This window comes from Qipengyuania vulgaris (assembly GCF_009827325.1).
GTDB classification, from domain to species: Bacteria; Pseudomonadota; Alphaproteobacteria; order Sphingomonadales; family Sphingomonadaceae; genus Qipengyuania; species Qipengyuania vulgaris.
On record NZ_WTYC01000012.1, the window covers coordinates 59,722 to 85,085 of the forward strand.

Genomic DNA, 25,364 nt, shown 5'->3' on the forward strand with positions numbered 1-25,364 from the left:
AGCGAACAATCAGGAGGTTTCGCTCATGTCAGTATTCCCCGCCACGCCACGACCGGTAAATTCGCCCTGGGGGGCGATCCAGCAGGCCGATCAGCTCGCACCGGGCATCTGGTCCGTAATGACGGCCAGCCACGGCGGCCTTCTCCTCTCGGATGCGCGACAGGACGCAATGCCCGATGTGCTCCGTCTCGATGAGAACGCCTACGAGGAAGACGCCGACTGGTGTCTGGTCTACCTGGCTTTCGAAGGAGAACTTGCACAGCAGAAAACCTGCACTGCAGGCTTCCTGCAGCTCGCGCGGGACACCGCCCGGTGTTGGCACTCAGACCGGTTCACGGCGCATACCAGCGAAACCGTCGCGCCCAATGAATCGCATATCCTGCGTACTCGTGCAGCATACCAAGCCGCCATAGGCGAGTTCTGCACGACCAGCGCGTGGGGCGATTGGGCCGATTGGGTCCCGCAGGGTAAGACCGGCGTCATCGCTCGCCGGCTCACGTCGGTAAATCACCTCGGGCGCCCAACGTACGCCGACGATGAGGTTTGCGCGTTGATCGACAAGGATGCTTACGCCCAGCGCGGCGAGGTCACCATGCTCGCCTCGATACCGCATGAAATTATCGATCCGCCCGCCGAGCTTCGGTCGAAGAGAGTGGCATGACCACGCAGGTTAACGACATCGCCATCGACGACGCCGTCGCCTCGGCTCTGTCCGATGGCACACACGTCGTTTACAGCCTTTCGGGCGGGAAGGATTCCAGCGCGGCCGCCTTTGTTGTCGATGCCTACCTCGACCGGATCGGACATCCGCGCGATCGGCGCCATGCAATCCATGCGGATCTCGGCATGATCGAATGGCCATCCACATCAGGCTTCGTCGAAACAATCGCGACGATGCTCGCGGTCGACCTATCCGTCGTGAGGCGCAAGGCCGGCGGGCTTGTTCAGCGATGGGAACAGCGCTGGAAGAGTTCGCTCCGCCGATACGAGAACCTCGAGACGTACCAGCTCGTGCCGCCATTTTCCTCCGCACGCCTGCGCTTCTGTACGGGTGAGACCAAGGTGCAACCGATCGGCGCAAATCTCAGGAAGAGGTTTGCCGGGGAAACCGTCATTTCTGTGGTCGGCATTCGCCGCGAGGAAAGCATCGTCCGGTCCAAGGCCCCGATCAGCAAGCCTGATACCCGCTTTGCGCCTATCGGAAACCGGGCAGGGACGACCATGCTGACGTGGCATCCGATAGTCGAATGGTCGGCGCGCGACGTGTTCGCCTATCACGCCACGCGCCGCATCCCGCTGCACGAGGCCTACGGCCGCGGAGCGGACCGATTGAGCTGCAGCTACTGCGTGCTCGCAGGACTCAACAACCTCGCCGTCTCGTCGACATGCGAGGGAAACCACCCGGCCTATCGCGCCATCGTCGGGATCGAGGCCAAATCCGGATTCTCGTTCCAACCGGGGCGCTGGCTAGCCGACGTCAGCCCACAGCTCCTCGACGCGCAGGGAACGGCTGCGATCAGGAAAGCCAAATTGATGGCGGAACGCCGCCGTACAATCGAGAGCGAATTACCCAACGACCTCCGGTTCATGAAGGGGTGGCCACCGCGCGTTCCCACGCTCGACGAAGCACACACCATTCACCGCGTGCGGAGGGAAATGACCACCACGCACAACCTCGTAAACCACTGGCCCGACGCGCTGACGATCCGCGAGCGATTTGCCGAGCTTCACGCCGCCAAGGCGGCTTGATCGACCACCGACGAAGAAATTCGGGCAACGCCCGCGCCATCGCTTCAGGCCATCTCGGGCAAAGAGGAGGGGGAGAGGAAGACGGGAATCAGTCCGACAAGGAGGAACCCGATGAAATACGAACCCATTCGCGCGAGCGTGAGCCCCGAGACGATCGGAAAGGTAACGCGTCTGTTCAACGGCTCGCTAAGCGACATCCTGAACGAACTCCTGCAGAACGCTCGCCGGGCCGGCGCGAGCGTCGTCAACGTCACCACGACGCCTCAAAAGAACGGTTTGCGAATTACCCTCGACGACAATGGTTGCGGGATTGACGATCCGGTACGCGTTCTCGCCTTGGGAGCATCGCGATGGGACGCCGCCGTCGCCAACGGCGAAGACCCCGCAGGAATGGGCGTGTTCAGCCTGGCCGGTAAGGCAACGGTGATCGAATCCCGACCTAGCTCGTCGAGCGATGCCTGGCGGATCGAAATCGCGCCCGCTGCCTGGACGGGAGACGTCGATATCGTTGTCGACCGCTCCAACAGGACCACGGGAACCTCAGTCTCATTCGTTGTCCCCGGCGTTGACGAAGGCACAGCCGAAAACGCCCTTCGGGAAGCCGTGCAATTCTTCCCGGTGCCCGTCTGCTTTCATGGCAAGGAAATGCCCAAGAAGGATTTCCTCTGCGGAGCGATCCATGTCGAAGACTGGCGCGGAAGTCGTATCGGCGTCTTCCAAGGCCGAACTTATCACCGGGCACCGACGGTGAACTTCCACGGCGTCGCTGTCTTCGCGCGGCTTTTCGAAATACCGCAGATCGGCAAGCAAGAAATGCACGCCCGGATCGACATCGGGCATACGCCCGAACTGCAGCTCGTTCTCCCGGCACGCAAAGAATTCGTGGAGAACGCCGGGTTGGACGCGTTAAAAGTCGCCTGCGAGGCCGCCTGCTACCGCGCGATCGCGGCCCAGACGTCGCACAGCCTCAGCTTCGAACGCTACCGCAGAGCCGCCGAGCTCGGCATCAACCTCGCGGAGGCCGAGGCCGTTCTCAATGCGTGGGAACCGGACATTGCCGACAACGAAAGCGGCAGCGAGGCCGGGCAGCGCCGGACGATCACCAGTGAGGAATTCCTGATGGACGCCCAAGAAGCGCATTTCGGACAAATCATTGCCCGCGCGCTGCACGGCACTCCAATCCGCGCCAAACTGGTCGATCGTAACACCGCCTTCGAAGGGTATAGCTGGTATGACGAGCTGCGCGAGCTCAGCGATCCGACCTTCATCGTGCACGCCGATGGTACGATCCACACGGTCGACGCGATCGCCGCCGATCCGCCCCTCCCCGCGATCAGCGCCGCGCAGGAAATCCACCTCGAATACGCGATCAAGGAGCAAGGCTGCAGCACCGCTCAGCGCGAACGGGTGAAAGCCGACATCGTTCTCACCTTCCCGGACGGTTGCTGCTCCGACGGGATCGAGGACGTTACCATCGCCTACGTGTCATCGGATAGCCTTCAGCCCGATGGCCTCGTGGACCTCCTAGACAACGCGTGCTTCTCAGCCTGGAACGATTCCGACGCCGACAGCTGGGACACACAGCACGACCGGTTCCTCCGGGACGCACGAGAGCTCGCATACCGCATCCTGGTCGGCGAGAACGCCGCCATCGCATCCCAATTCCGCGACGCGGTGGCGCGCATCATGTGGACTCTGCCCAAGGGTAAAAGCGTAACGATCGGCTTTACGCACGACAGCCCGATCGATGTGGCCGTTTCCGATCTGGAGCAGGCGACGTGAAGCCATCAAGCGTTCTTTGCTATGGTATCGGCGTAGACAGCACCGCCCTGCTGATCGAGCTGGCAAATCGCGAGGCCCCCGATCTCGTCCTCACCGCGGACACCGGCGCGGAGAAAATCGAGATCTACGCCTTCCAAGAAATCATGGGCGCTGGATGGCGGAGCGCTCCATCGCGTACGAAGTCGTGCGCTACGAGGCCAAGCGCTCCAAGAACTGGCCGCCATATCGCGACCTCACGGAATTGCTCTTAACCAACGGGTGCCCCCCATCGATCGCCTTCGAGCGGCACAGTTGCAGTCTCGAATACAAGGCCGCCCCGCAGGAAGCCTTCAACAAGCCCTGGCAACCAGCCATCGACGCCTGGGCGGAAGGCGCCAAGGTTGTGCGCTACATCGGTTACGATGCGTCACCGCGTGACGGACAACGAAACCCGACGAGGTCCGCGCACTATCCGCTGAATGGCTGCGCACGATCGTTCTGATCGGGGCGCGCGGCGCCGCGGCTCAAGACGGTAGAGGGATTATAGCGGAAGTCGACAAAGACGCGGCCCGGACGAATGACCGATTTCATCCACGGCGAAGCGCTCCTCGAAGAGGCCGAGATTAATCGCATCATCGAGAGCGCCCCGTCCGACCTGGTCGCCTTCCAGGAGCGCGCCGCGCAGCAACCCGTCGAAGCTCGCGAACCGATGTCGACCTGGCTCGAGCGGTTCCACGCACAGGAGATCCACCATGCCTGACATGCTTGTTCAACCCCCACCTTCGACGACTGAAAGGATCGCCACTCTAAACGACCGCGCCCGGCTCGGGCTCGATTGTACCGCGCGAATTATCTTCACGCTCAATCTGCTCGACAGCCTCAGCGACGGAACCCGCCGCAACGACATCCTCGCACAGGCGCGCATCATGAAGGCCATGCGCGACTGCACCTTTTCAGACGATTCACCCGAGAGGGACATGGCCTGGTTCGAGGTCGACGGAGTGAAGGTGATGATGAAAATCGACTACTACGACGCCGCGTTCGAGTACGGTTCGGAAGATCCGGCGAACGCGGCAGAGACACGGCGAGCGATTACGCTCATGAAACCCGAGGACTACTGAGTCATGACGATCAGGACAGCGGACGATTCAACCCATGCGAGCGTTGAGAGCGCGCTGCGCCATCTGCGTGCGGGCCGAACCAAACTCCGCCAAACGAACTGCCCACGCGTCCTCGAAAAAGTGCGAAACGCCATCAAAAGTATCGAAAGGGCAAGGCGCAACTGCGACCACCGCCGTGCGAGGACGCAAGCATGAGCCGCCATCAGCTTCAGCTGCGAGACGGCGTGCCCGCGACATCCGCATGGATAGGCTGGGATCGTCCTTTGCGTACCTTCTTCGCACAGGTCTTCGCCACTGACCCGAAGGACGAGGATGAAGAGGTTCCGATCCTGTGGGAAGGAACCGTCGAGGCCGAACTGCCGCGGCCCATCGATGCGATCAGGCTGCTCGAGCCCTACTGCGACATTCCCGCCGAGACCGCCGCCAGTCTCGAGATCGACAGAATGAAGACGCTCGCGAAAACCGACGGGCCCAATCAAGTCGAAGCGAGGGCTTTCCTCGCTCGTCTCGAAGCCCGCGACAAGCGCGACTTGGCCTAACAACCACCACAAGTCGGTGACGCACCCGCCCTAGGGTCCGGGTGCGGATTGCGCGCGTTCGCGCGCTGCCGGGCTGCGCCCGGGGGGAAGGAGGGATGAAGGAAGGTGGTCCGGACAAGGGGTTCGGGCAAAAGCATCAGGAGAACTTCCCATGAACATCGGTACCCTCAAAGCCAATGCGGACGGCGTTCACATCGGTCGCATCGTCACCATGGCATTCGCTGCCACCATCGCCCTGCGCGAGTTCGTCTCGACCAACGAGCGCGCCCCCGCCTTCGACGTCATGGCGCTGTCGGCCGACCGCCGCAGCTGGGTGAAGGTCGGCGCGCTGTGGGAATACTCGTCGAACGACACCGGCGAGGTGTTCCTCTCGGGCCGGGTCGACGATCCCTCGCTCGACAAGCCGATCGACGTCGCCATGTTCCGCCAGGAAGACGGCGCCTACAACGTCGCCTGGCGCCGCCCGCAGCGCAAGCGCACGCTCCCCGGCATGGCCAGCGAAGGCGAGGAGGCGCTGCCGCCGCTGAACGCGACCGCGACCGGCAGCGAGCCCGAGCAGCCCGGTTCCACCGTCGGCGGCGACGGCCTGGGCGAGAGCACCGCTCCCTCGCCGAAGGCGAAGACCAAGGCGAAGGAGACCGCCGACGCCTGACCAACAGCGTCCCCCGGGCCGGTGCGACTCCTCCCGCACAGGCCAACTGCGAAGGCCCGTCCGCGCGACCCCGCGGGCGGGCCTTTTTACTGCGGCCAGCTCCTGCGCGCCTCTGAGCGGTGCAGGAGCCGCTTCAAACGGAGGACGCTGGAATCCGCCAGGAGTCGAAATGCTCTATCTGAGTGCCGACCCGACCACAGCGATGGTCGAGAGCCAGCCCAGTCTAGACCCGTTCAAACCTGTCACGCTCATCTCCTACGTACTGCGCAATGCCAGAGTTTTCGATACACGTGATCCGAACACACACGCCCAGTACGATATCACCCCTGATTTGCTCGCTACCAATTGGTACACACACGTAGTGGAGCAGACCCAAGCCCCGACCTGGGATCTGGCAGATACCCTTGCTGCCGACGGTTTTCATGGAGCGTCCTATGCATCCATGCACAATGACCTCGAGAATGTCGCACTATGGGCCTGGAACCTGAATAGCGAGGCCATACTACGCGTAATCGATCAGGACCGCCGCCTTCCGAAAAACGACAAATCGTGGCGCTGAAAACCGTTATCCAATTGTAGCAGACAGTCGATCGGGCTTCGGGCCAAACTGAGCGGCCCTCGCGCACCGCCCCTGCGCCGCGAACTGCGTTCTGGATGCTCCCATGTCAGCGTATAGCCCCCGGCTTCCCGGCACGATCATAGCGTCCGATGGGCAGGGGCACTCACATGGTCACTTCCGCGAGAAACGCCCGGAGACGATGATCCTGCGACCGGCTCCAGAGGAGTAGCGGTTCGAACCGGATATCACGGCCTTGTGGCCGAATTCACTGGTTAGCCGAAATCAGCGTGGCTGGCGCGATCTCGCTAAAGTCGCGAGCAAGGTCCTACGGGCCAAGCGACCATGCCGGTCGTCGTCGATACTCGGATCGGTCCCATTGCTCCCTGCGCGGTCCGTCCGCCGCCTAGTGCCCCTGCCCCTCCGATCGGGATTAAGGCCAACCTGAAAATGCGAGCCGTGTTGCTCGCTTCGCGAGCTGCCCGCACCACCTCGATTTTCGAGGTTTCCCGCGCACGAGTGCGCGGTGACCCATCCCTCCTTCCGGGGCTCGTTGAGGGCACCGGCGGACGGTCCGCCGGGACCAATGGAGGATTACGAAATGAACAACATCAATCTGGTGGGCCGCTTGGCGAAGGACCCCATCGCCCGCGACAGCGCCAAGACCAAGGTCACCGAGCTGCTGCTCGTCACCGAACGTCCCGTCATCCGCGACGGCCGCGTCCAGAAGGATCCGGAAACCGGCTACACCAAGACGGACGCCGAGTTTCACAAGATCACCGTCTTCAACGGCATGGGTCTTCCGCTCCGCGAGCACAAGTCGAAGGGCGACCAGCTCGCTGTCTCCGGCCGCCTGCACTACTCGCGCTGGCAGGATGCCGACGGCAACGATCGCTACGGCTGCGAGATCATCGCCGAAAACGTCGAGTTCATCTGACCGACCAGGGGGGCGGCGCGAAAGCGCCGCCCTTTCACCATCTATCGCAGGAGAATGGCCATGAAGGACTTCGGTCTCTTTGCCGAGCGCGACGCCGCACATGCGCAACGCAAGCTCAACAACTTCACCCGCTTCGCAGAACGTCGCGAACAGCTTCTGGAAACCATCGATCTCGATGCACTCGATCGCAACACCGCGTTCGACATTCTCGAGACCGACGAGGATCTTGCCGAAACGCTCGCATTCGGCCCGATCTATGTTCACCATCTCGCGACGCTTGAAGCACAACGTGCCGAGATCGCCGCAACGCTTCCGCGCGCAGCCTGAAAGGAGATCTCGCCATGCAAGTTATCGCGATCGACAATTTCGGCCGCGACCACATCAGCGACCGCGTCGTCTCGACCGGCCTGAGTGCAAGGGCCGCCGAAGAGAAAGCTCAGAGCATGAACCAGCTTCACAGTGGGCCGCATTCCGCCCGCTACTACGTCGTGAAGCCGGACGATTATGTCCCCTATGTGTGGGAGCCCTGACGGCGCTCTACGAGCGGCCGTATATGTTGCAAACCAGCTGTGCCGGGGCGGGGGCCAGAGCCGCCCGCGCCGTACAACGCAGGTTGTTGAAGCGTCGGTCCTTCCGCATTCTGTTGAATTGACCGAGGGTTGTTGTTGAAGAACTCCGAGAGATCCGCTTCTTCGCCATAGATTTACCCCAACGAAAACCCAGTGGCCGCCCACAGATCAAGTTCGCGCTGCAGCGGTTCCAGCATTACCGAACCAAAAGGATCATACGCTTTTTCCAAGGTACTGGTCCCACTCTTCGCGGCTTCTCACCTCATGCGATCATAGCCTGGGAGGACGCGCGCTCAGTGGCGCTCCCTGCAATTACATAGCCGAGACTGTTTAAGTGCCTTGGACGTTCCATGATTGTCGTCAGGATAGTGAGACTCTTGCGCAGGTGACACTATAATAGTTGCCGCCTCCCGTCCTCCGGCCGGGACCGCGCTCTATTGCGCTAGCTTCCTTGCGGCCTTGGCTTCGCTGGGGCTCGCCGCGTCATCAAGCTCCACCGAGACCCTGCGGGTCTCGGCCCATCCGGGTCACGATCGCATGGCGGGACAGCCGCGCACCGCGCTATCGCGCTGCGGCCAGAAGAGCGGGGCAGAATGCATCGGCTCGTCCTGCGGCCCGCATGGCCTCGAAGGCTAACTGGCGTCCAACAGACTTCCGCGCTCCAAAGAGGGCGATGCGGCCTACGGTCGGGCCTCCATTTTATGATTCCACACCGCGGGCTCTCGGTCCCGCCGCTCGCGTCCGAAGCGGCCGCGCGAGGGCAACGACCCCTGGCGTTGCCGCGCGCGCGAGACGCCCCGGCCTGTCTGCCGCAGCTCCTGCGGGAGCCCGATATTCTCAAGCAAAGGGGAGGGGGAGGGTGTGTTTGATTGCATCCTCGTGTGATGGGGTCCGAAGGATACTTGCGGCAAGGATCCGGTCAAGGATCCGCGGTTCCCCCAATTTTTTCCCCGCATTTGTCTGCTTTCAGCAGACGGGAAAAAATCGGCTCCCCCACGGCCCGTAGGCGTTAACCGGGGTCCGGCACTGACGTGCCGGCTTCCCGGTCAACGTCCCTGACCTCGCTTGTCCGCTGCGCACCATTGGACCCCGTCATCACAAGATGACGGACACAAAACCAATGGAGGCTTACAATGCAAAAGTTCAACAATTTCGCCGATCTCGCGAACGCCCGCATGGAACTGGCAGACACCCGTTCCGATGTTACCACCGCGTATGATGGCGCCTTCCTCGAGCAGAGCGACATGGCGAAGCTGAGCGTCGTCGAAGAGCCGATGGCCGCCGAGATGCCCGATCCGGACATGGCCCGGGCTGCGGTAGAACTGGCGATCGGCACCGTGTTCGACGTCCTGAAGGACACCCGCATGGAGGAATTCGCCCAGCAGCTCGCCTGGGGGATGGTCAATTCCTTCCACATGACAGCCCGCCTGGTCGAAGGACGTGAGGACGATGCCGCGAAGAAGCTGGGAGAGATGGCTCGCCACTTCGATCCTTCCGAAATCTACGCGGTCGAGCTCGAAGAGACGCAAATGCTGGTGCAGACCCTTCAGGGATGCCGCGAAGCGCTCGAGGCGATGCGGGATCACGCTTCGGACTTATACCGGGTCGAGACCGGACGTCCGTTCACCGCCACCCGCGGATCGCAGGTCAGCAAGAACGGCGTGACCGCCTCGCAGATCCAGGCACGCGACTTCCTCGCCGCACGGGCCAAGGACCGCAGGGCGCAGTTCCAGCCCGAAGGGCCGCTGGTCGTGGTGTCGGGCGGTATGAAGGAATGGCACGACTACGAGATGATCTGGGACATCCTCGACGACATCAAGTCGCGCGTGCCCAACATGGTCCTCGGAACGACCGGAATGCGCAAGGGTGTCGACGCGATGGCCAACGCATGGGCACAGAAGAACGGCGTGCAGACGATCCTCTTCATGCCTGACCGACGCCACGGCAACCGCGCTCCGTTCCTCCGCAACGAGAACATGGTCAAGCTGAGCCCGGTCGAAGCAGTCGTGGGCGAAGGCTCCGGCATCCAGTCGAACCTGGCACAGCGACTGCGGCAGGCAGGCGTGCCGGTTCACGTCCGCCGCATCGCCGATCAGCGGCCGCAAACGCAGCGGGTCGGCGCGTCCACCTTCGGGTGAGCGCCTCTCGGGAGGCTCCGGCGGAAGCCGGGGCCTCCCTTCCTTTTCTGTCTCAGCAGAACGGGCTCGGGTGGCATCGAGCCCCCGTCGCCCGTGTGGGCGCATCACAGGACCCCGGCGATCACTTGCTCGCTGGCGACTATTCAGTCGCCTGCGCATAGCGCGGTCCGCCTTGGCCGAACCGGCATGGCTGCCTTGCCCGGATTTAGATGTTTCTGGAGCCTTCGCGGTCAGGCCAGTCGACTGCGGGTAAATGGCGGTGGCATTCAACATGGCTTGCGCTGGCAACTTCCGACCTCGTTGCAGTCACAGCCATTTCCGAATGAAATCGCCGTAATCGGCCGTGATCGAGTTGTCGGCAGGCTCATGGGCAATACCAACGTGTTCTCGGGTTAGATCGTTGGGGGACCACGTGTTTACGGCTTTGCGACACTCGGTTATCTGCAATCCATGAGCGATTGTGGGTGCGGACCAACCGAAGCCGAAACGAAAGAGCAGCGCCGTGCCTTGTGGATCGCATTGATCTTGAACGGCATCATGTTCGTCGTCGAAGCCACGACGGGCATTATCGCCCAGTCGACTGGCCTGATCGCAGACGGCTTGGACATGCTGACGGACGCAAGCGCATACGCGATTGCATTGGCAGCAATTGGGCGAAGCGCAAACTTCAAAGCCAAAGCCGCAACACTGAGCGGTAGCTTGCTCATGCTCGTCGGCATCGGAGTTCTTGCGGATGTCGTCCGACGTGCGATTGTCGGGTCAACTCCCGAAGGCAGTTGGATGATCGCTGTCGCGCTGGTCGCGCTTCTCGTGAACATCATTGTTCTTCGCCTATTGAGTAAGCAGCGACGGGACGAGGTCCATATCCGCGCGGCATGGATTTTTACGCGCGCGGACATCGTAGCCAACTCTGCTGTCATTGCTTCAGGCGTTGCGGTTCTGCTTACCAGTATCGGCTATTTCGACCTCTTCGTGGGCGCAGCGATAGGGTTGTATGTTGTCAAGGAAGCTCTGGAAATTCTTCGCGATGCGAAGAAAGCTCGGTTAGAGAGCAAGTTAGGATAGTCTTTCGCTCAACGGCGGTTTTCCGGAACGTCGTTTTCAAAAGCTGCCATTCTGCTCCCCACCCAATTTTCCGACATGGAGGTGTCGCCTGCCGAGGCGAGTCATGTCAGTGCCACCGCCACGTAAAGACAGGCCGCTGCGGATATCGTCGCCCTCCTCGGGTATCAAACCCTCGCGTTCGAACGGCTGACCACGACCGCATCGCTCCGGCTCGCTGACGAACATACGTTCGCCTGCGCTTCGCCATCACAATCCTCCTGAGACAGCGGTCACTTGCCGGAGCAGGTTGTCGCCTAGCCGAATGCCGACGGCTCTGCGCAACCGGCAAGCTCATCCGACAATGCCAGGGCAGCGCATCAAAGGGGAGAGGGAAGGAGGGAGACGAGCCATCATAGGAGGCAAGGATGCTCGTCACATTCCGCATCGAAGACACGCGCACCCAGCTTCATTCGACGCCCGCCGAAATTTCGGCGCTCGAACTCGCCGCGCTGACACGGCGGCTTCATGCAAGCGATATCGCACTGGACGTCGATGCGAACGAATTCGGAGCTGCGCCGCTCAACTTCGAGATCAACGCGAACTCACTTTCGATGGCCGCTTTCACGGCCTGCTTCGACCACCGCGCCGAGATCATCGCGATTGTCGAGGAGGCGCAATTTCTCGGGCGAACGCTGCGCGTCCGGCACCTCGGCCGTCTCGCTCCGATCACGATCGAGGTCTCCGAGCATATCGCTCTCGCGCGCGATCTGATGATGGGACCAGACCTCGCGGGAAAGGTGCTGTTCGCGCTCGGCCGGGACAATGCGGATGCCGGCGAACTCACGCTCGATAGCCTGCGGACCCTGTTGCAGAACCATCGCACCTACGACGCGTTCCGCGGCGCAAAGATCATGCCGATCTACGACAGCCTGGCATACCTCGCATTCACGAATTGCGGCGAACAACGTCCTGTTCTGGCGTGGGCCTCATGAACGCGGTCGCAAAGCCTCGCCCCAAGCTAAAGATGCGGTGCCCAAACTGCGGTTCGGAATCGATTTGCAAGGACGCGTGGGCCGCCTGGGACGAGACCAATCAGCGACGGGAGCTGGGCGGCGTCTACGATCGTGAAACCTGAATCGAATGCGAGCACGAAGGGGATGACCACTTCGACAGGATCGACATCGAAACCGGCGCGATCATGGGATCAGAACCCGACGAAGGCTTGACCGAAAACTGCGTTTCGGGCGAACGACATGTCATGCAGCCGCATCCCGTCACCGGCGTTCCACATTGCGTGCAGTGTTGCCCGATCGAACAGAGTGCAGCCTCTCGCGAAATCCCATCGACCAGCGACTAGCCTCCCCGCTGGAACGATGCCTGGGGAAGGGTGCCCGGCCACGCGCCGCGGCACCCTTTTCTCATGCAAGCCAATCGGAGCACTGGCGCATCCCGGCAGCGCCTCGAACATGCGGTGCAGAGATAATCTAAGCCTCCCGCCGATGGCCCGTCCGCCACCATCGCCATGAGCACTCCGGCCATGCACGGGTCAAACGAAAATGGACCGACCGTGAAGGTGCTGCGCACCTTCCGCACCACTCGATCAATTTTCGTTTCCCCTCCGCTTCGCTCCGGTGACCCGCGCACCGCCGGAGCGCTGATTCATGGCATGGCGGACGAGCCGCCAACGACAGGAGGCTACCCATGTGCTACACCACGGAAACATTCGAAGCTGACACCGCCACGACGCGCCAGATCAACACCGATACAATCGCACTCGATGAGAAGACTCTGCAAGCGGAGCGGCGCTCTTACCACTCCTTCTTCGACGTCCATGTCGTCCAGACGGAGGAAGGTTACATCCTGATAGAAGAAGGCGATTACGGCGAGCTCCCGATGCACCTCATCGACGACATAGTCTACACCGCAACCGGCAAGATGGACGACCAATACTGACGGGTATGGGCGGCCGCCGAGACCTCTCGGACGCCGCCCATCAGGACGCCTGCTTCTGACCCGCAGGCTCCATCTTTTCGAGCGCCTCTATCGCGCTCTTCGGCTTCACGCTGACGGCCAGCTCCAACAGTCTCACGGACCGTTCGTGCCCGACCTTGCGGACCAGTCGCGCAAGCTCCTTTCCGGCCTCTTCCTTCTCCATCTGCGCGAGCCTTTTCTTGCGCTCGGCAATGTCCTGTTCGGCCGCTTCCAACGCCGCCCGTTCGCGTTCCACTTTCGACACCATTTTCAACTCCATTTCCGGAATGATCGAGGTGGAATCTGATGGCCGATCCTGACTGCAATTTCGAGATGTTTTTTTGCGATCTGCTCTCGCTCTTTTATCGTTTCGGGAAGGAGGGTTTCGGCCCATCCTTCGCGGACTGCGCCGCTCAGGACCGCGCTCTATTGCGCTAGGTTCCTCACTGCCCTGGCTTCGCTAGGGCCGTCTCGTCATCAAGCTCCACCGAGCCGGGCGATGCCTGTCTCGGCCCTGCGGGTCACGATCGACGTGGACCTGTCGGTCCACTCTTGTCCGCCCTGGCAGTATCGAGGATCAGCCCTGCGGACCAAGCGTGAGGTTCATTCCGGCTAGAAAGCCGGCACCTCCAGCTGGATGACCAGCTCCTCTACGACTCCCCCAAGACCAGCAGACCAAGAGAAGAACCGCCAAGTCCCTGATTTATGCACACCGAACACGGCTGCGCCGTAGCTCTTTTCGGGACAAAATAGGCTTTGGAACAGCCACTTAGTTCAGAATGGCGCTCCCGAAACATATTTCGGCGAAAGACGAAAGAAGCGATATGATCGGAATATGCCGGTACATCAGCGCGTTAGCGCCGAAATATCTTTCTTCCGCAAACGCGCTTCCCTTTCCGTTTCGGCGGATATATAAAGGGCTTGCGATAGAGAAACCATGCACAACTCGGAAAGAGTTTGCATGGCCAGTACCTACAAAGGCATCGGCGTAGGGTTCTCCCCCGATGCTCTCGAAGCCCTCGACGCCTACGCGGCCGCACAAGGCATAACGCGTGCCGAGGTAATACGCACCTCCGTCAATATCGGCCTGCCGATGCTCAAGCTGGGTATCGCACTCAATGGCCAGCGTGCGCTCACCATCCTCGAGCACACCCAGCTTGCGCTCTCCCTCCTGGTCGAAAGGCAGTATCCGGAGGACAGTGACGAGCTGATCCGTGCGGCCATGCGCAACGTGCGAGAGCACCATGCGTGAGGATATCAGATACAACAAGCAGGCGATCACTCTGACGCACGCTTCTGCGCGCGGAAAAGTGAAGCGGAACGCGGGCAATTTCACGCGGGGATCGCAGCTGTTCCATCACGAGATCCTGATGACCTGGGCGGGGATCAGAATCCCGCTCTACACATGGATCGGAACCACCGTCCTCCTGCTCTTCGTGCTGGGCTATTTCACGTTCAAGAATCACGAAATCCACCTCGTCCTGATGAAGCTTCTTTCCTCGGTCTGGGGATGGATGTCGCTGGATCCGATGAAGGCGATCAACCTGACGCTTCCTTCCGGCCAGGTGGTGCAGGGGACGATGTCGATGGTGCCCTACCATCCCGCCGTCGAAGCCGCGTGGTCGCGGGCTATCCAAGTGACCGTATCTTCGATGCTCGGCGCGGCCTTCATCTGCGTCCCGCTGACCATCTGGTTCATCGACTTTTCGCGCAAGCGCGGATCGGACATCCTGACCGAGCGCCACGAACGCGGCGCCGTCCTGGTCGAGCGTTCGATCCTCAAGCAATCCATCCTCGCCCACAACTGGCGCGAGCATCAGAAAGAATGCCTCTCGCGCACCCCGCCGGAAGATCCCAACGCTGTTCTGAAAGAGCCGCTCAAAGACCGAATCCGACGCGGCCTTCACCACCCCTACAGGCTTGCCGGACTGCCCTATCCGTGGCGCCTCGAACAAAGCCATGCGATGTTCGTCGGCACGACCGGCGCCGGTAAGACCACAGAGCTCAAGAAGATCGTCAAGCAGGCGCGCGAACGCGGCCATCGCTGTGTAATCTTCGACCTCACAGGAACCTTCGTCGAGAGCTTCTACAACGAGGACACCGACGTGATCCTCAACCCGATGGACAAGCGCTGCAAACCCTGGTCCATTTTCAACGATTGCAGCAACTACGCCGAGTTCATGAGCGCGGCCACAGCGCTCGTTCCCAGCGGGCAATCGGTCGAGGACGATTTCTGGCAGAAGTCAGCCCGCACACTCATGGTCGAGATGTGCGTCAAGATGCTCAAGATGGGCGTCCGCTCGAATGGGGGTCTCGCCTACTTCCTGATGATGTCGGACCTCAAGACGATCCATGCCCAGCTCGAGGGCACGATTGCCGGACCGATGATGTCCCCATCCGCCGCGAAGATGGCGGAATCGATCCGGACCACCTTCATCGCCAACGCCAACGCCTTCCGCTTTTTGCCCGAACCCAAGCCGGGCGAAGAGGGCTTCTCGATCAAGCGATGGATGAGCGAGGACGTTAGGGAAGGCTCGATCCTTTTCATCACCTCCACCCACCCCGATCTCGTACTCAATCGGCCGCTGCTGACGCTGTGGATGGACCTTGCCGTCAATGCCCTGTTCCAAATGAGGCGGAGCCGGAATCTGCGCACATGGTTCCTCATCGACGAGGTCCATGCGCTCCACCGCCTTCCCGCAATCGATCACGGCCTGCAGACCGCCCGCGCGTTCGGCGGTGCGTTCGTCCTCGGAATGCATTCCTTCGACAAGCTGGAAGAGACCTACGGCGAGCATGGCGCGACCAATCTCGCTTCGCTTGCCGGCACGAAGCTGATCCTCAAGACTGCCGATCCGGAAACCTCCCGGCGATGCTCCGAATTCATCGGCAACCGCAAGGTTCGGCTGATGGATGAAGCCTATTCCTACGGGTACAACAACAGCCGCGACGCATCCACCATCACGCCGCGCTCGGATGTCGAAGAGCTCGTGATGCCGGACGACATCAGCAATCTGGAAAGCCTGACCGGCTTCATCAAATTCCCCGACGGCTTCCCGGCGTCACGCATCCGGCTCACCTGGAACGATTATCCCGAACGCGCCGAAGGCTTCTGCCGCGTCACCGACATGCGCGCTGCCGAATACGTGCCGACCGAAGAGGAAGCCACGGAAATGGGTGTCGGGGGGCGCGAGGGGGAGGGGCCGGACAACGTGCCGAAGGACACGCGCGACGGGGTGGATGTCGTCCTCAGCCAGGCGGAGATCGAAGCCGAGAAGTTGCGGGAGGAGGTGGAGGGTTCGCTCGATCGTTCGGTGGAGCAAACCGCGGGCGAATTGCAGCACAGGACCGCTGCCAAGGAAGTGGTCGACGGAACCAGCGACCAGCGCGTTCACGACGACCTGTCGAAGTTCAAGCACACCGGCAAGCGCGACGATCGCGAACGGCAGCGCCTGGCCCAGCGGGACGTCGAAGAGCGAAACGCGTCCAATCGGAACGTCGTCGCGCAGACGCGCCAGGTCAGAGGACGCGACGACGGCCAGGAAAGCATCCTCGAACGGGAGAACCGTCAAGGGTTCGGCCGTGAGACGGAAGAGCACCATGAGGTCTCCATCGAAGAGGATCAGGAGATGGGCCGGTGACCCCCTCTCCATCCATGCGCCGAAGCCGGAGCGACCACATGATCGCCGCGCTGCCCCATCAAGCTACGAAGACGCGGTTCCTCGACAATGAGGTGAGAGCCGGGATCGGCGGCGAGCAATTCGGCATAAGCGCCGACTGGCTCCTCCGCGGCCGCGGCCGAATGCTTCGAAGAGTAATCAGGCTCGGGAGCGTCTGATGCTGTCCGTCGCATCGGTTTCCTCCGCAGGCGGAGCAGCGAACTACTTCGCCAAGGACGACTACTATGTCGGCGATGGCCCTGCCGAGCTCAGCGAGTGGGGCGGCAAGGGTGCCGAGGCGCTGGGCCTGAGCGGTCCCGTCACGAAGGAGGATTTCGAGAAGGTCCTCGATGGCAAGCTGCCCGACGGGACCATCGTCAACGGCAACGAGAACCGGAGAGCTGGGATCGACCTCACCTTCTCCATGCCGAAGTCCGCAAGCCTCATGGCGCAGCTCGGCGGAGACAAGCGCGTCCTCACCGCGCAGGAGGCGGCGGTCAAGGCGACCATGACCTATCTCGAGAAGCATTTCGCCGAGGCGCGCGACTATTCGCGCAATCCGAATGGCGAAGCGGTTCAGACAGGAAAATTGCTGTACGCGCTCTTCCAGCACGACACGAGCCGCAAGCTCGATCCGCAGAACCACACCCATGCCGTCATCGCCGCCATGACCCAGGACAAGGCGGGCAACTGGAAGGCACTCTGGAACGGCGAGGTCTGGAAGAACAATTCCGTCCTGGGCTCGATCTACAATGCCGCGCTCCGAACGAACCTCGAGAAGCTTGGCTATCGGACCGAGCTTACCGGAAAACACGGACAGTTCGAGATCCAAGGCGTCTCGCGTGAGGTGATCGAAGCCTTCAGTCAACGTAGACTGGACATACTCGCGACAGCCGAAAAGCTCGGCCGACGCGCGAACGAGACCGAATTCCTGCGAGGCGTCACCAAGAACACCCGGGATCCGAAACTCAATCCTGATGACAAGCAGGCGCTTCGCCAGGAATGGGCGAAGCGCGCCGAAGGACTAGAGTTCGATGCCAAGGCGATGGTCGAACAAACGCGCGCCCGCATCGACAACGGCCGCGAGGGACCGCTGGGAACGGCCGAACGCGTCCGCGGAGTGATCGCAGCGGTCCAGGAGACCGCGCAGCTCTACACGCGTCCCGCCGACGAACTGACCACGAACGGCCTGCAGCGCATGGGTCTGACCCCGACGCAGCTGCGCACCGAACTCGTAACGGCATCCGCTGTTCGCGTGATCGGCGAGCGCGAGACGTCGTGGACGCGCGGCGAGCTGGTGAAGACCGCGCTCGACCTCGGCGCCAGGGGAGTGACAGTCGAAGGCGTCGAAGCGCGAATGGAAGCGCTGGTCGACAAGGGCCAGATGCTGCCAGGCAAGAGCGCCCGGCTCGATGGGGCGATCGAGAAATACACCACCCCCGAACACGTGGCGATAGAGCGGGCGACCCTCGCCAACGTGACTGCGGGGAAGGACGCGAGTCCAGGCATGATAAAGGCTAGCGGGGCCCCCGAGCGGTTGCGCGCGGTGTCGGGCGAGTACGATCTCAACGCCGAGCAGATCGCTGCCGGCACGCTGGCCTTGTCGAGCGACGACCGCACCGTCGTCATTCAGGGCGTGGCCGGAGCCGGCAAGACGACGCTCATCTCCGCGATCGCTAGCGTTGCGCGCGAGGAGGGCAGGGACGTGATCGGCCTCGCCTTCGCGAACAAGATGGTCAATGACCTGCGCAACGAGACCGAGATACGCACGGCGAACGGCGAGGCGGTGAAGGAGGGCATCGAAGCTAGGACCGTCTCCTCGTTCGTGAACCAGCACCTGCGCGGTGCGCTTCATGGCAGCGGACCAACCTTCGAAGCATCGCGCGCTGCGCTCGAGGGCAAGGTCCTCGTGCTCGACGAAGCCTCGCTGGTCGCGAACAAGCCGATGAACGACCTCCTCACCATCGCCAATCGCCTGGGTGTCGAGAAGCTGGTGATGATCGGCGACAAGGCGCAGCTGCAACCGATCGAGGCGGGCAAGAGCTTCTCGCTGATCCAGGCGGATTATCCCGCGCTGGCCCGGCTCGACACGAGCCTACGTCAGCGCACCGAGCACATGAAGGAAGCCTCGGGCCTCGCCCGCGCGGGCAGGTTCCGGGAGAGCTTCGCCTTGCTCGGCGACAAGGTGGTCGAGGCGGGCAAGGACCATCTGGAGGTTGCGGCGAAGACCTGGCTCGATCTACCCCCGGAGGACCGCGAGCGGACCGCGATCTATTCCTCCGGTCGCGACGCACGCGCATCGCTCAACCGGATGGTGCAGGACGGGCTGCGCGCCGAAGGATCGATCAAGGGCGAGGGGTTGACGCTCGATACGCTCAGGCCGGCCCATGCGACCCGCGAGGAGCTTCGCTACGCAGCAACCTACGCCAAGGGTCAGCTGCTCGAGGTGATGCGCCAGAATGCCCCTGGAGGGCTTTCTCGCGGCAGATACGATGTCGAGGGCCTGGACGCGAAGGGCAGGGTGTTTCTGCGCGACGAAAACGGCAAGCTGAAGCGCTTCGACCCGTCGCGCATCGACCCGGTCGACAAACGCGACGCACTGCGTCTGTCCGAGAAGACCAAGGAAACCATCCACGAGGGCGACAAGGTCCGCTGGACCGAGAAGGACGACGCCCGCAAGCTGATGAAGTCAGAGGAGGCGAAGATCCTCGGCGTCAAGGACGGCGTCGTCACGGTCGAGAACCGTCACGGGGAAACGGTCGAACTCAAGCAGAACGACAAGATGCTCGAGCGCATGGGCCTCGCCTACGCGATCAACATGCACCAGGCGCAGGGCGACACCCGTGATATGGCGATCGGCGAGATGCATTCGTCGGCGCGCCATCTCTCGAACCAGCGGCTCGCGCTGGTGATGATGACCCGCGTGCGCGACGACATCACGATCGTCACCAACGACAGGGACCAGCTGCTCGCCCAGATCGGCCGCAACCCCGGTGACAAGACCAGCGCGCTCGAGACGCTTGGCGAGAAGCGGATCGCGGATGCCCGCATTGATCGCGCAGCCCCCGACTTCAATCCGAAGATCCCCGAACACCTGAAGGTCGGAGAAGCAAGCGCGGATCGCCTGCCCTCGGTCGACAAAGAGAGCCTGCGCGCGGTGCCGCAGATCGACCTTCCCGAACGCAACATCGAACGTGCCCGATAGGAGACCGGCAATGGACAAGACCCAGCATGACCTGATCGCCAACGCCCCGCAGAAGGACAGTCTAAACTCCGTTCTCGAGCAACAGCCGACGCTTTCCAACTTCGTGAAGCAGGCGGGACTGCAGGAACTCGCCGAATTGGTGGAGGGGGACAATTTCGTGGCGTGCGATCTGGATCTGCACGGGGTCCAGGGATGCGCCGACATGCGCGAAATGGTCGCGAACCAGCAGATGGTAGCCGAATGCGTCGCAATCGGTCTCGCCATCCTCATCGCGGTGATCGTTGGTTCGATCGCCGTGGCCTTCGTCAATCTCGCAACAAAGTTCGCAGCGCCGCTCGGAATGAACCGCGTCTACGCGCTCTTTCCGCGCCGCCTGAACGAATTCTGGAATGGCAGTACGACATGACACACCTCCTGACGGGCCCGTGGGGTTTTCTCCCCGCCACGCCCGAAGAGCTCTCCGCGACCGGCGTCGTCCTCGCCGTGGCGACCGGACTGACCCTTGATCTTCTGGGCCGACCCGCGCTCATCGACGGAGAACTGACGTCATGGACAAGCCAGACCCTCCTGTTCCTCGTCATCGCCGGCGTCATCATCGCGACAGCCGCGATCTGGAGCGGTCTGCCGCGCCGGGAGCTCTCCCGTCTCAAGGTGCCGCCGCAGCGATACCGATCGCGACGCTCTCACCCGACACGCAGGCTATACGACCGTCCGCCTTCCGGCCGGAGAGCGGCCGACCAAGACGAGCGTCGAACGGCACATCGAAGCCGCGCTCGGACCGCTCGTTGCGCACCGAACCCAATCACCCTGGCAAGCAACTCAAACCTGAAGGAGGACCACGATGGCGTTCGATTACGAAGACGTAGGCACATTCGGAAGCAAGCGAGCCGCCGAGGACTGGGCACACCGTAACAGGGTGGACCTGCGCGACCTCCACATCCGCAACGCCGGAGGCGATCGCGTCGAGGTCGGCATTCGCAAGAGCGGATACGACGACAAGGAAAATTACGACAACCGCAGCGGCGAAAGGCGCGACGGCTTCTGGCGATGACGCCCATGCTCGCGCGCAAGCGCCTCAAAGGTCCGGGAGGCATTCACCTTCCGCGAAACCGCTCCGCAAGGGGCATCACGCGCCACCGGCGCATCAACCACCCGGGCAACCGGAAAGAAGAGGGAACTAACAATGTTGAAGAAGATGATGGCAGCCGCTGCAATGGCAGGAGCTTTCATGGCCGTACCGGCAGCAGCACAGGATGCCTTAGCGGCGGATGAAATGCACGAACACGCTGCCGCCACGAAGACGATCGCCGATGGGGTGAATCAGAGCACCGGCAATGTGGCCCGGCAGATGCTCGATCTTGTCGCCCGGGAAGCGAAGGCGAAAGCGACGCTCGAAGACAGTGTCGAGCGCAAGCAGCGCCGTATGTCGCTGGACGAAATGGTCAAATGCCACGACTGCAAACAGGAGAAGCAGGACTGCGGCGATCAGGCGAAATGCGATGTTCGGAATGATTGCCGGAAAACGAAATGCCAAAAGAAGGCGTGAGCTCGGGAGGAAGGGCCGCGATCATCGACGAGCCGCAGGTCCGATGCCCCTTCTGCAGGGGTCTTATGCCGGGATGGATGTCGCGCTATCCCGGCAAAACCTGCACGCTCTGCGCACGGCCCCTTTTCCTGCTCCCTTTCATCTCCTCGCGGCATTATCGGTCGGTTCTGAGCGCGATCGACGTCGTGAAGATCATTATGCTGCCCGTGATGGCAGGTGCGACCATATCGTTCGCCATGGGTCGTCTCGAGGCCGACAGCTACGCCTGTATCGTCGCTGGCGCTCTCCTCACTTGGGGAATGATCGATGTCTGGGACGGAACGGCAGGCCTCAGAACCGGCCTGGACAAGGTCAGAAAGCGGATTTGTCGAGGTGCCGTCGCTCGCAAAATGTCCCTCGCAAAGACGATCTTCGGATCGGCCTCGATGGTGCTGGGCGCGATCGGCCTGCTGATGGTAAGGTGAAGATCCGCCGACAATTTGCGGCTACGCGCATTACGCTGCTCGGAATCGCAACACTGAGCGATCAGATCTCGACGGCTTTGGCACTTGGAATAGGTGGCGGAACTTAAGCGCTCAATGCTTCCGCAGCGGGAGAAGGCCTTATATGAGCAGTTCGCTTGCCGCGGTAACTTTGGGTTGCGTCGTTGCTCTCAGGCATTCGGCGACATATTGGATTTCTCCGGCATGCCGAAAAGCGGAGTGAGGGCACGACAACCGGCTGGTGATGCGTAGGATACTTGCTGTTCCGTCATGCCCATCCTTCGCTTCGGGCGTCGGCGCCGGCCAGTTTACGCCTGCGTTCTAAATGGTTCGGCCAACTGTGCGAGGTACGCATTAGGATAATCTTCGATGCCAGCGAGGCCGATCGCCCCGGCTTTGATATGCTCACTCGATCCAAAGCGCGCTGTACCAAGCAGAACATCCCAGAGCGTTAGAAACAGACCGAAATTGACGTCGCCGTCCGTTTGGGACGCAAGGTGGTGGTGCCGATGGACAGGGGCGACGGCCCAGACATATGCCAGCGGCCCGACCCGCATCTCGACATTCGAATGCTGTAACTGGAGCTGGATCAACACCGCAAAGGAAGCCACGGCAGCGACATCTAGAGGAATCCCCAATAGAAGCCATGGCAAGGCACCGGCGGAAACCTCGAAGAACTGGTGGACCGGATGCTTCAATAGTACCCATCCGGTGAAGGCCGCGGCAGTGCTATATATCGTGGTCGGCGATGAGCGTTGTGAGGTTTTCGACGCCGTATTCGGTAAATGCCATCGCGCCGTCCGGACGATCAAGGCTGTACACCCAGATCAGCCCGTCTTCCGGGTCCATGCCCGACGCGAGTTCAGCAATCAGATCTTCTTCGACGCTTAGATGACGCGCTACGAGTGCGATCGTGCTGACCGAATGGACCTTGTTAACGTGCGCCATCAAGCTGCGATTCTGGCTCGCCCAGATTCCCAGTTCCAGGGCAGTAGTTCGTCGATCCGGTGGGCAGGATGTCCGGCGATGCGCGCGAGGACATCGGCCAGCCACGCCTGCGGATCGACATCGTTGAGCCGGGCCGTCTGGATCAGCGTGTAGAGCACGGCCGCGCGCTGTCCGCCGCGGTCGGAACCGCAGAACAGCCATGCCTTGCGGCCAAGCGGCACACAGCGCAGCGCCCGCTCGGCAGCGTTGTTCGTGATGCAGATCCGGCCATCATCGAGGAACCGGGTGAAGGCACCCCAGCGCCGGAGCATATAGTTGATGGCCTTGGCCATATCATGGCTGCGCGACAGCTTCGCGAGCTGCGCGGTGAGCCAGGCGTGCAGGCCCGCCATCAGCGGCGCGCTGCGTTCCTGCCGGAGTGCAACACGCTCGCCTGGCGTTTTGCCGTTGATGCCGCGCTCGATCTCGAACAGGGCATCGAGGCGCTGCACGGCTTCTAGCGCGATCGGGTAGATCATGCCGTTGCGTCCGCCGCGGCTTCTCCTGCGCGCGGCTCCCTCGACATCGGCCAGCTCGAAGAATTTGCGCCGTGCATGCGCGAAGCAGCCCGCCTCGATCACGGGTGCTGGCTGACGACCGGGAGCGTAAAGCTCGTTGTAGCCGCCATAGGCATCGGCCTGCAGGATCCCTGCCCAGGACGCCAGATGCTCCCGTGGATGCTCACCGCGCCGATCGCGGGAATAGTGGAACAAGGCTGCTGGCGGATCGGAGCCGGCGAAGGGCCGGTCATCGCGCACATAAACCCACAGGCGCGCCGTATCGGTCTTGCCCTTCGCCATGACCGGCACGGTCGTATCGTCGCCATGGATCCGGGCTGCATCCAGCACATGGGCTTCGATCCGCCGGTAGAGCGGCATGAGTGCGAAGGCGGCGGCACCGACCTGATCGGCCAGGGTCGAGGTGCTGAGCGCTACGCCTTCGCGGGCGAAGCGCTCGGCCTGCCGGTTGAGGGGCTGGTGCTGACCGTACTTCTCAAAAAGTAGCATGGCGAGGAAGCTGGGCCCGGCCCATCCGCGCGGCACGACATGGAACGGCGCCGGGGGCTGCGTAATCGTCTCGCAATCCCGGCAGGAGAACTTCTCACGCACCGTCCGGATCACCTTCCACTGGCGCGGGATCACTTCCAGCGTCTCGGTGATATCCTCTTCCAGCTTTGACAGACGCGCGCTGCCGCAGGACGGGCACGAACAGGGCGCGGGGATGACGACGCGTTCGCGGGGCAGATGTTCGGGGAACGGCTTGCGGCTCGGGCGCTTGCGGTCGAACGCGGCAACCTCGCTCGTCTTCGCCGGAGCGGCTTCGGCAGCGCAATCATTCTCGCAGGCATCGGCCTCGAGATCTTCGAGCTGCAATTCCAACTGGTCGAGCAGACGTCGGCTGCGTTCGGCGCTGGCGCCATATTGCTCGCGACGCAGCCTGGCGATCTGCAGCTTGAGGTGCGCGATCAGCGCCTCGATCGCGCTCTCGCGGGCCCTGGCCTTGGCAAGGCGTGCCTCGGCATCATCGGCGCGTGAGAGCGCGGCGGCCAGCAGCGCCTTGAGCGCTTCGACGTCGTCCGGCAGGGGCGATGCGGCCGTGTCCATAAGGGGCATGGAATCACAGATCGGCCTTCGGTCAAAGCCCAAAATGCGCCAGCCAACGAAGAAAATGCAGCCCCTATCCGGCGCTCTGCGGACGCCATGAATATTGCGGGTTACGCCAGTCGATCCCCTCCAGCAGGCAGGACAATTGGGCATTGGTCAGCGAGACGATGCCCTCTCTCGCCGAGGGCCAGACGAAGCGACCCTTCTCGAGCCGTTTGGCATAAAGCGACATGCCGATGCCGTCGTGCCAGATGATCTTGACCAGCGATCCCGTCCGCCCTCGGAACACGAACAGGTCGCCGCCATGTGGATCGCGCTTCAGGCCCTGCTGAACCTGCAAGGCCAACCCCTGCATGCCCTTGCGCATGTCCGTGTGGCCCATCGCGATCCAGACCCTCGCGCCCGATGGGATCATCGCAGCGCCTTCAAGGTCGCCGAAACCAGTGCGGCAGGCGCATTCGACGAAATGCGCACGCACCGACCATTGCCAAGATCGACCGTGACCGCGGCACACGGATCGTGATCGGCAGGCTGCTCATCATCGGCGAGCACGGCCTGGGCGAAATTTATCTCCGGTACCGGCAAGGACGCAGCCGCCGACTGTTCGCGCAACTTGCGACGCCATGTGTAGATCAGGCTGGTCGAAACGTCGCGCCGCCGCGATACATCGGCAACGCAGGCGCCCGGCGCAAAGGCCTCGGCGAGGATCTCAATCCGCTCCTCCTCGCTCCAACGCCGACGACGCTCCGGCCCCGTCATCACCGTGATCTGACCCATGCTCCGCTCCTAAGCTCGCTCATACGAGCGCTCTTAAGACCGGTCGTTCACTCGCCGGACAAGGCGG

29 protein-coding genes are annotated in these 25,364 nt (G+C 62.2%); 23 read left to right on the forward strand and 6 right to left on the reverse strand.

The features are described from left to right. Positions 1-25 precede the first annotated feature (25 nt). From GRI69_RS14605 to GRI69_RS14675, 16 genes are all read left to right on the forward strand, one after another. On the forward strand, positions 26-661 hold the full coding sequence (locus GRI69_RS14605) for a DUF7007 domain-containing protein (protein WP_063612702.1): 636 nt from the start codon (positions 26-28) through the stop codon (positions 659-661). Next, entirely contained in the window at positions 658-1,749 is a 1,092-nt protein-coding gene (locus tag GRI69_RS14610; protein ID WP_063612701.1) for a phosphoadenosine phosphosulfate reductase domain-containing protein, read from the forward strand. Before GRI69_RS14605 ends, GRI69_RS14610 begins: the two co-directional genes overlap by 4 nt. A gap of 111 nt (positions 1,750-1,860) precedes the next feature. Beyond that, positions 1,861-3,531 (forward strand): ATP-binding protein, encoded by a 1,671-nt coding sequence (locus GRI69_RS14615; RefSeq protein ID WP_063612700.1) that lies wholly within the window; start codon positions 1,861-1,863, stop codon positions 3,529-3,531. Positions 3,532-3,685: 154 nt separating this feature from the next. Beyond that, positions 3,686-4,012 carry a hypothetical protein gene (locus GRI69_RS16195; RefSeq protein ID WP_227819750.1) on the forward strand — a complete coding sequence of 109 codons (327 nt, stop codon included), beginning with the start codon at positions 3,686-3,688 and terminating at the stop codon, positions 4,010-4,012. A gap of 75 nt (positions 4,013-4,087) precedes the next feature. Then, positions 4,088-4,270, forward strand: coding sequence for a hypothetical protein (locus GRI69_RS16200; RefSeq protein WP_227819749.1), 183 nt, complete (start codon positions 4,088-4,090; stop codon positions 4,268-4,270). Then, entirely contained in the window at positions 4,263-4,631 is a 369-nt protein-coding gene (locus GRI69_RS14625; protein ID WP_149036583.1) for a DUF3768 domain-containing protein, read from the forward strand. Before GRI69_RS16200 ends, GRI69_RS14625 begins: the two co-directional genes overlap by 8 nt. Positions 4,632-4,822: 191 nt before the next feature. Further along, on the forward strand, positions 4,823-5,170 hold the full coding sequence (locus tag GRI69_RS14630) for a hypothetical protein (RefSeq protein WP_160728985.1): 348 nt from the start codon (positions 4,823-4,825) through the stop codon (positions 5,168-5,170). 151 nt (positions 5,171-5,321) lie between these two features. Next, positions 5,322-5,822, forward strand: a complete 501-nt coding sequence (locus GRI69_RS14635) for a DUF736 domain-containing protein (RefSeq protein WP_063612697.1) — start codon at positions 5,322-5,324, stop codon at positions 5,820-5,822. A gap of 112 nt (positions 5,823-5,934) precedes the next feature. Beyond that, entirely contained in the window at positions 5,935-6,381 is a 447-nt protein-coding gene (locus tag GRI69_RS14640) for an RES family NAD+ phosphorylase (protein WP_149036582.1), read from the forward strand. A gap of 598 nt (positions 6,382-6,979) precedes the next feature. Continuing rightward, positions 6,980-7,315 (forward strand): single-stranded DNA-binding protein, encoded by a 336-nt coding sequence (locus tag GRI69_RS14645; protein ID WP_063612695.1) that lies wholly within the window; start codon positions 6,980-6,982, stop codon positions 7,313-7,315. Between the two features lie 60 nt (positions 7,316-7,375). Beyond that, complete coding sequence (locus GRI69_RS14650) at positions 7,376-7,642, forward strand: hypothetical protein (RefSeq protein ID WP_149036581.1); 267 nt, start codon at positions 7,376-7,378, stop codon at positions 7,640-7,642. A 14-nt stretch (positions 7,643-7,656) separates the two neighbouring features. Next, a complete protein-coding gene (locus tag GRI69_RS14655; protein WP_063612693.1) occupies positions 7,657-7,845 on the forward strand; it encodes a hypothetical protein in 189 nt (62 codons plus the stop codon). Positions 7,846-9,017: 1,172 nt separating this feature from the next. Then, the gene (locus GRI69_RS14660; protein WP_063612692.1) at positions 9,018-10,022 is read left to right on the forward strand and encodes a DUF2493 domain-containing protein; all 1,005 of its coding nucleotides are present in this window, start codon (positions 9,018-9,020) and stop codon (positions 10,020-10,022) included. A 450-nt stretch (positions 10,023-10,472) separates the two neighbouring features. After that, positions 10,473-11,087: a cation diffusion facilitator family transporter gene (locus GRI69_RS14665; protein ID WP_063612691.1), complete on the forward strand. Its 615-nt coding sequence runs from the start codon at positions 10,473-10,475 to the stop codon at positions 11,085-11,087. A 404-nt stretch (positions 11,088-11,491) separates the two neighbouring features. Continuing rightward, the gene (locus GRI69_RS14670) at positions 11,492-12,058 is read left to right on the forward strand and encodes a hypothetical protein (RefSeq protein WP_063612689.1); all 567 of its coding nucleotides are present in this window, start codon (positions 11,492-11,494) and stop codon (positions 12,056-12,058) included. Between the two features lie 709 nt (positions 12,059-12,767). Further along, positions 12,768-13,019, forward strand: a complete 252-nt coding sequence (locus GRI69_RS14675; protein WP_202392059.1) for a hypothetical protein — start codon at positions 12,768-12,770, stop codon at positions 13,017-13,019. A gap of 40 nt (positions 13,020-13,059) precedes the next feature. Here GRI69_RS14675 and GRI69_RS14680 read toward each other — a convergent pair whose 3' ends face one another. After that, positions 13,060-13,305, reverse strand: coding sequence for a hypothetical protein (locus tag GRI69_RS14680; protein ID WP_149036580.1), 246 nt, complete (start codon positions 13,303-13,305; stop codon positions 13,060-13,062). Between the two features lie 693 nt (positions 13,306-13,998). On the opposite strand from GRI69_RS14680, the gene GRI69_RS14685 reads away from it, so the two are divergent. The 7 genes from GRI69_RS14685 to GRI69_RS14720 all read left to right on the forward strand — a co-directional run bounded on the left by GRI69_RS14685 (position 13,999) and on the right by GRI69_RS14720 (position 21,911). Further along, positions 13,999-14,289 (forward strand): hypothetical protein, encoded by a 291-nt coding sequence (locus GRI69_RS14685; protein WP_149036579.1) that lies wholly within the window; start codon positions 13,999-14,001, stop codon positions 14,287-14,289. Beyond that, positions 14,282-16,678, forward strand: coding sequence for a type IV secretion system DNA-binding domain-containing protein (locus tag GRI69_RS14690; RefSeq protein ID WP_160728986.1), 2,397 nt, complete (start codon positions 14,282-14,284; stop codon positions 16,676-16,678). The genes GRI69_RS14685 and GRI69_RS14690 overlap by 8 nt, the downstream gene beginning before the upstream one ends. A 196-nt stretch (positions 16,679-16,874) precedes the next feature. Further along, positions 16,875-19,901, forward strand: coding sequence for a MobF family relaxase (gene mobF, locus GRI69_RS14695; RefSeq protein WP_160728987.1), 3,027 nt, complete (start codon positions 16,875-16,877; stop codon positions 19,899-19,901). A 10-nt stretch (positions 19,902-19,911) separates the two neighbouring features. Beyond that, a complete protein-coding gene (locus GRI69_RS14700) occupies positions 19,912-20,307 on the forward strand; it encodes a hypothetical protein (RefSeq protein ID WP_160728988.1) in 396 nt (131 codons plus the stop codon). 435 nt (positions 20,308-20,742) lie between these two features. Further along, positions 20,743-20,952: a hypothetical protein gene (locus GRI69_RS14710; RefSeq protein WP_063612683.1), complete on the forward strand. Its 210-nt coding sequence runs from the start codon at positions 20,743-20,745 to the stop codon at positions 20,950-20,952. Between the two features lie 132 nt (positions 20,953-21,084). Then, entirely contained in the window at positions 21,085-21,447 is a 363-nt protein-coding gene (locus GRI69_RS14715) for a hypothetical protein (RefSeq protein ID WP_160728990.1), read from the forward strand. Beyond that, a complete protein-coding gene (locus GRI69_RS14720) occupies positions 21,429-21,911 on the forward strand; it encodes a hypothetical protein (RefSeq protein ID WP_160728991.1) in 483 nt (160 codons plus the stop codon). Before GRI69_RS14715 ends, GRI69_RS14720 begins: the two co-directional genes overlap by 19 nt. Before the next feature lie 326 nt (positions 21,912-22,237). Here GRI69_RS14720 and GRI69_RS14725 read toward each other — a convergent pair whose 3' ends face one another. From GRI69_RS14725 to tnpA, 5 genes are all read right to left on the reverse strand, one after another. Further along, a complete protein-coding gene (locus GRI69_RS14725) occupies positions 22,238-22,627 on the reverse strand; it encodes a sterol desaturase family protein (protein ID WP_067502887.1) in 390 nt (129 codons plus the stop codon). Between the two features lie 31 nt (positions 22,628-22,658). After that, the gene (locus GRI69_RS14730) at positions 22,659-22,877 is read right to left on the reverse strand and encodes a hypothetical protein (protein ID WP_062067998.1); all 219 of its coding nucleotides are present in this window, start codon (positions 22,875-22,877) and stop codon (positions 22,659-22,661) included. Continuing rightward, a complete protein-coding gene (tnpC, locus tag GRI69_RS14735) occupies positions 22,877-24,520 on the reverse strand; it encodes an IS66 family transposase (protein ID WP_160728992.1) in 1,644 nt (547 codons plus the stop codon). Before tnpC ends, GRI69_RS14730 begins: the two co-directional genes overlap by 1 nt. 73 nt (positions 24,521-24,593) lie before the next feature. After that, entirely contained in the window at positions 24,594-24,935 is a 342-nt protein-coding gene (gene tnpB, locus GRI69_RS14740) for an IS66 family insertion sequence element accessory protein TnpB (protein WP_062068002.1), read from the reverse strand. Next, entirely contained in the window at positions 24,932-25,297 is a 366-nt protein-coding gene (gene tnpA / locus GRI69_RS14745; protein WP_062068004.1) for an IS66-like element accessory protein TnpA, read from the reverse strand. Before tnpA ends, tnpB begins: the two co-directional genes overlap by 4 nt. Between the last annotated feature and the right edge of the window lie 67 nt (positions 25,298-25,364).

Coding starts and splice junctions, on each gene's coding strand:
- GRI69_RS14605 (WP_063612702.1), top strand. CDS start 26: ATGTCAGTATTCCCCGCCACGCCACGACCGGTAAATTCGCCCTGGGGG.
- GRI69_RS14610 (WP_063612701.1), top strand. CDS start 658: ATGACCACGCAGGTTAACGACATCGCCATCGACGACGCCGTCGCCTCG.
- GRI69_RS14615 (WP_063612700.1), top strand. CDS start 1,861: ATGAAATACGAACCCATTCGCGCGAGCGTGAGCCCCGAGACGATCGGA.
- GRI69_RS16195 (WP_227819750.1), top strand. CDS start 3,686: ATGGCGGAGCGCTCCATCGCGTACGAAGTCGTGCGCTACGAGGCCAAG.
- GRI69_RS16200 (WP_227819749.1), top strand. CDS start 4,088: ATGACCGATTTCATCCACGGCGAAGCGCTCCTCGAAGAGGCCGAGATT.
- GRI69_RS14625 (WP_149036583.1), top strand. CDS start 4,263: ATGCCTGACATGCTTGTTCAACCCCCACCTTCGACGACTGAAAGGATC.
- GRI69_RS14630 (WP_160728985.1), top strand. CDS start 4,823: ATGAGCCGCCATCAGCTTCAGCTGCGAGACGGCGTGCCCGCGACATCC.
- GRI69_RS14635 (WP_063612697.1), top strand. CDS start 5,322: ATGAACATCGGTACCCTCAAAGCCAATGCGGACGGCGTTCACATCGGT.
- GRI69_RS14645 (WP_063612695.1), top strand. CDS start 6,980: ATGAACAACATCAATCTGGTGGGCCGCTTGGCGAAGGACCCCATCGCC.
- GRI69_RS14650 (WP_149036581.1), top strand. CDS start 7,376: ATGAAGGACTTCGGTCTCTTTGCCGAGCGCGACGCCGCACATGCGCAA.
- GRI69_RS14655 (WP_063612693.1), top strand. CDS start 7,657: ATGCAAGTTATCGCGATCGACAATTTCGGCCGCGACCACATCAGCGAC.
- GRI69_RS14660 (WP_063612692.1), top strand. CDS start 9,018: ATGCAAAAGTTCAACAATTTCGCCGATCTCGCGAACGCCCGCATGGAA.
- GRI69_RS14665 (WP_063612691.1), top strand. CDS start 10,473: ATGAGCGATTGTGGGTGCGGACCAACCGAAGCCGAAACGAAAGAGCAG.
- GRI69_RS14670 (WP_063612689.1), top strand. CDS start 11,492: ATGCTCGTCACATTCCGCATCGAAGACACGCGCACCCAGCTTCATTCG.
- GRI69_RS14675 (WP_202392059.1), top strand. CDS start 12,768: ATGTGCTACACCACGGAAACATTCGAAGCTGACACCGCCACGACGCGC.
- GRI69_RS14680 (WP_149036580.1), bottom strand. CDS start 13,305: ATGGTGTCGAAAGTGGAACGCGAACGGGCGGCGTTGGAAGCGGCCGAA.
- GRI69_RS14685 (WP_149036579.1), top strand. CDS start 13,999: ATGGCCAGTACCTACAAAGGCATCGGCGTAGGGTTCTCCCCCGATGCT.
- GRI69_RS14690 (WP_160728986.1), top strand. CDS start 14,282: ATGCGTGAGGATATCAGATACAACAAGCAGGCGATCACTCTGACGCAC.
- mobF (WP_160728987.1), top strand. CDS start 16,875: ATGCTGTCCGTCGCATCGGTTTCCTCCGCAGGCGGAGCAGCGAACTAC.
- GRI69_RS14700 (WP_160728988.1), top strand. CDS start 19,912: ATGGACAAGACCCAGCATGACCTGATCGCCAACGCCCCGCAGAAGGAC.
- GRI69_RS14710 (WP_063612683.1), top strand. CDS start 20,743: ATGGCGTTCGATTACGAAGACGTAGGCACATTCGGAAGCAAGCGAGCC.
- GRI69_RS14715 (WP_160728990.1), top strand. CDS start 21,085: ATGTTGAAGAAGATGATGGCAGCCGCTGCAATGGCAGGAGCTTTCATG.
- GRI69_RS14720 (WP_160728991.1), top strand. CDS start 21,429: ATGCCAAAAGAAGGCGTGAGCTCGGGAGGAAGGGCCGCGATCATCGAC.
- GRI69_RS14730 (WP_062067998.1), bottom strand. CDS start 22,877: ATGGCGCACGTTAACAAGGTCCATTCGGTCAGCACGATCGCACTCGTA.
- tnpC (WP_160728992.1), bottom strand. CDS start 24,520: ATGGACACGGCCGCATCGCCCCTGCCGGACGACGTCGAAGCGCTCAAG.
- tnpB (WP_062068002.1), bottom strand. CDS start 24,935: ATGATCCCATCGGGCGCGAGGGTCTGGATCGCGATGGGCCACACGGAC.
- tnpA (WP_062068004.1), bottom strand. CDS start 25,297: ATGGGTCAGATCACGGTGATGACGGGGCCGGAGCGTCGTCGGCGTTGG.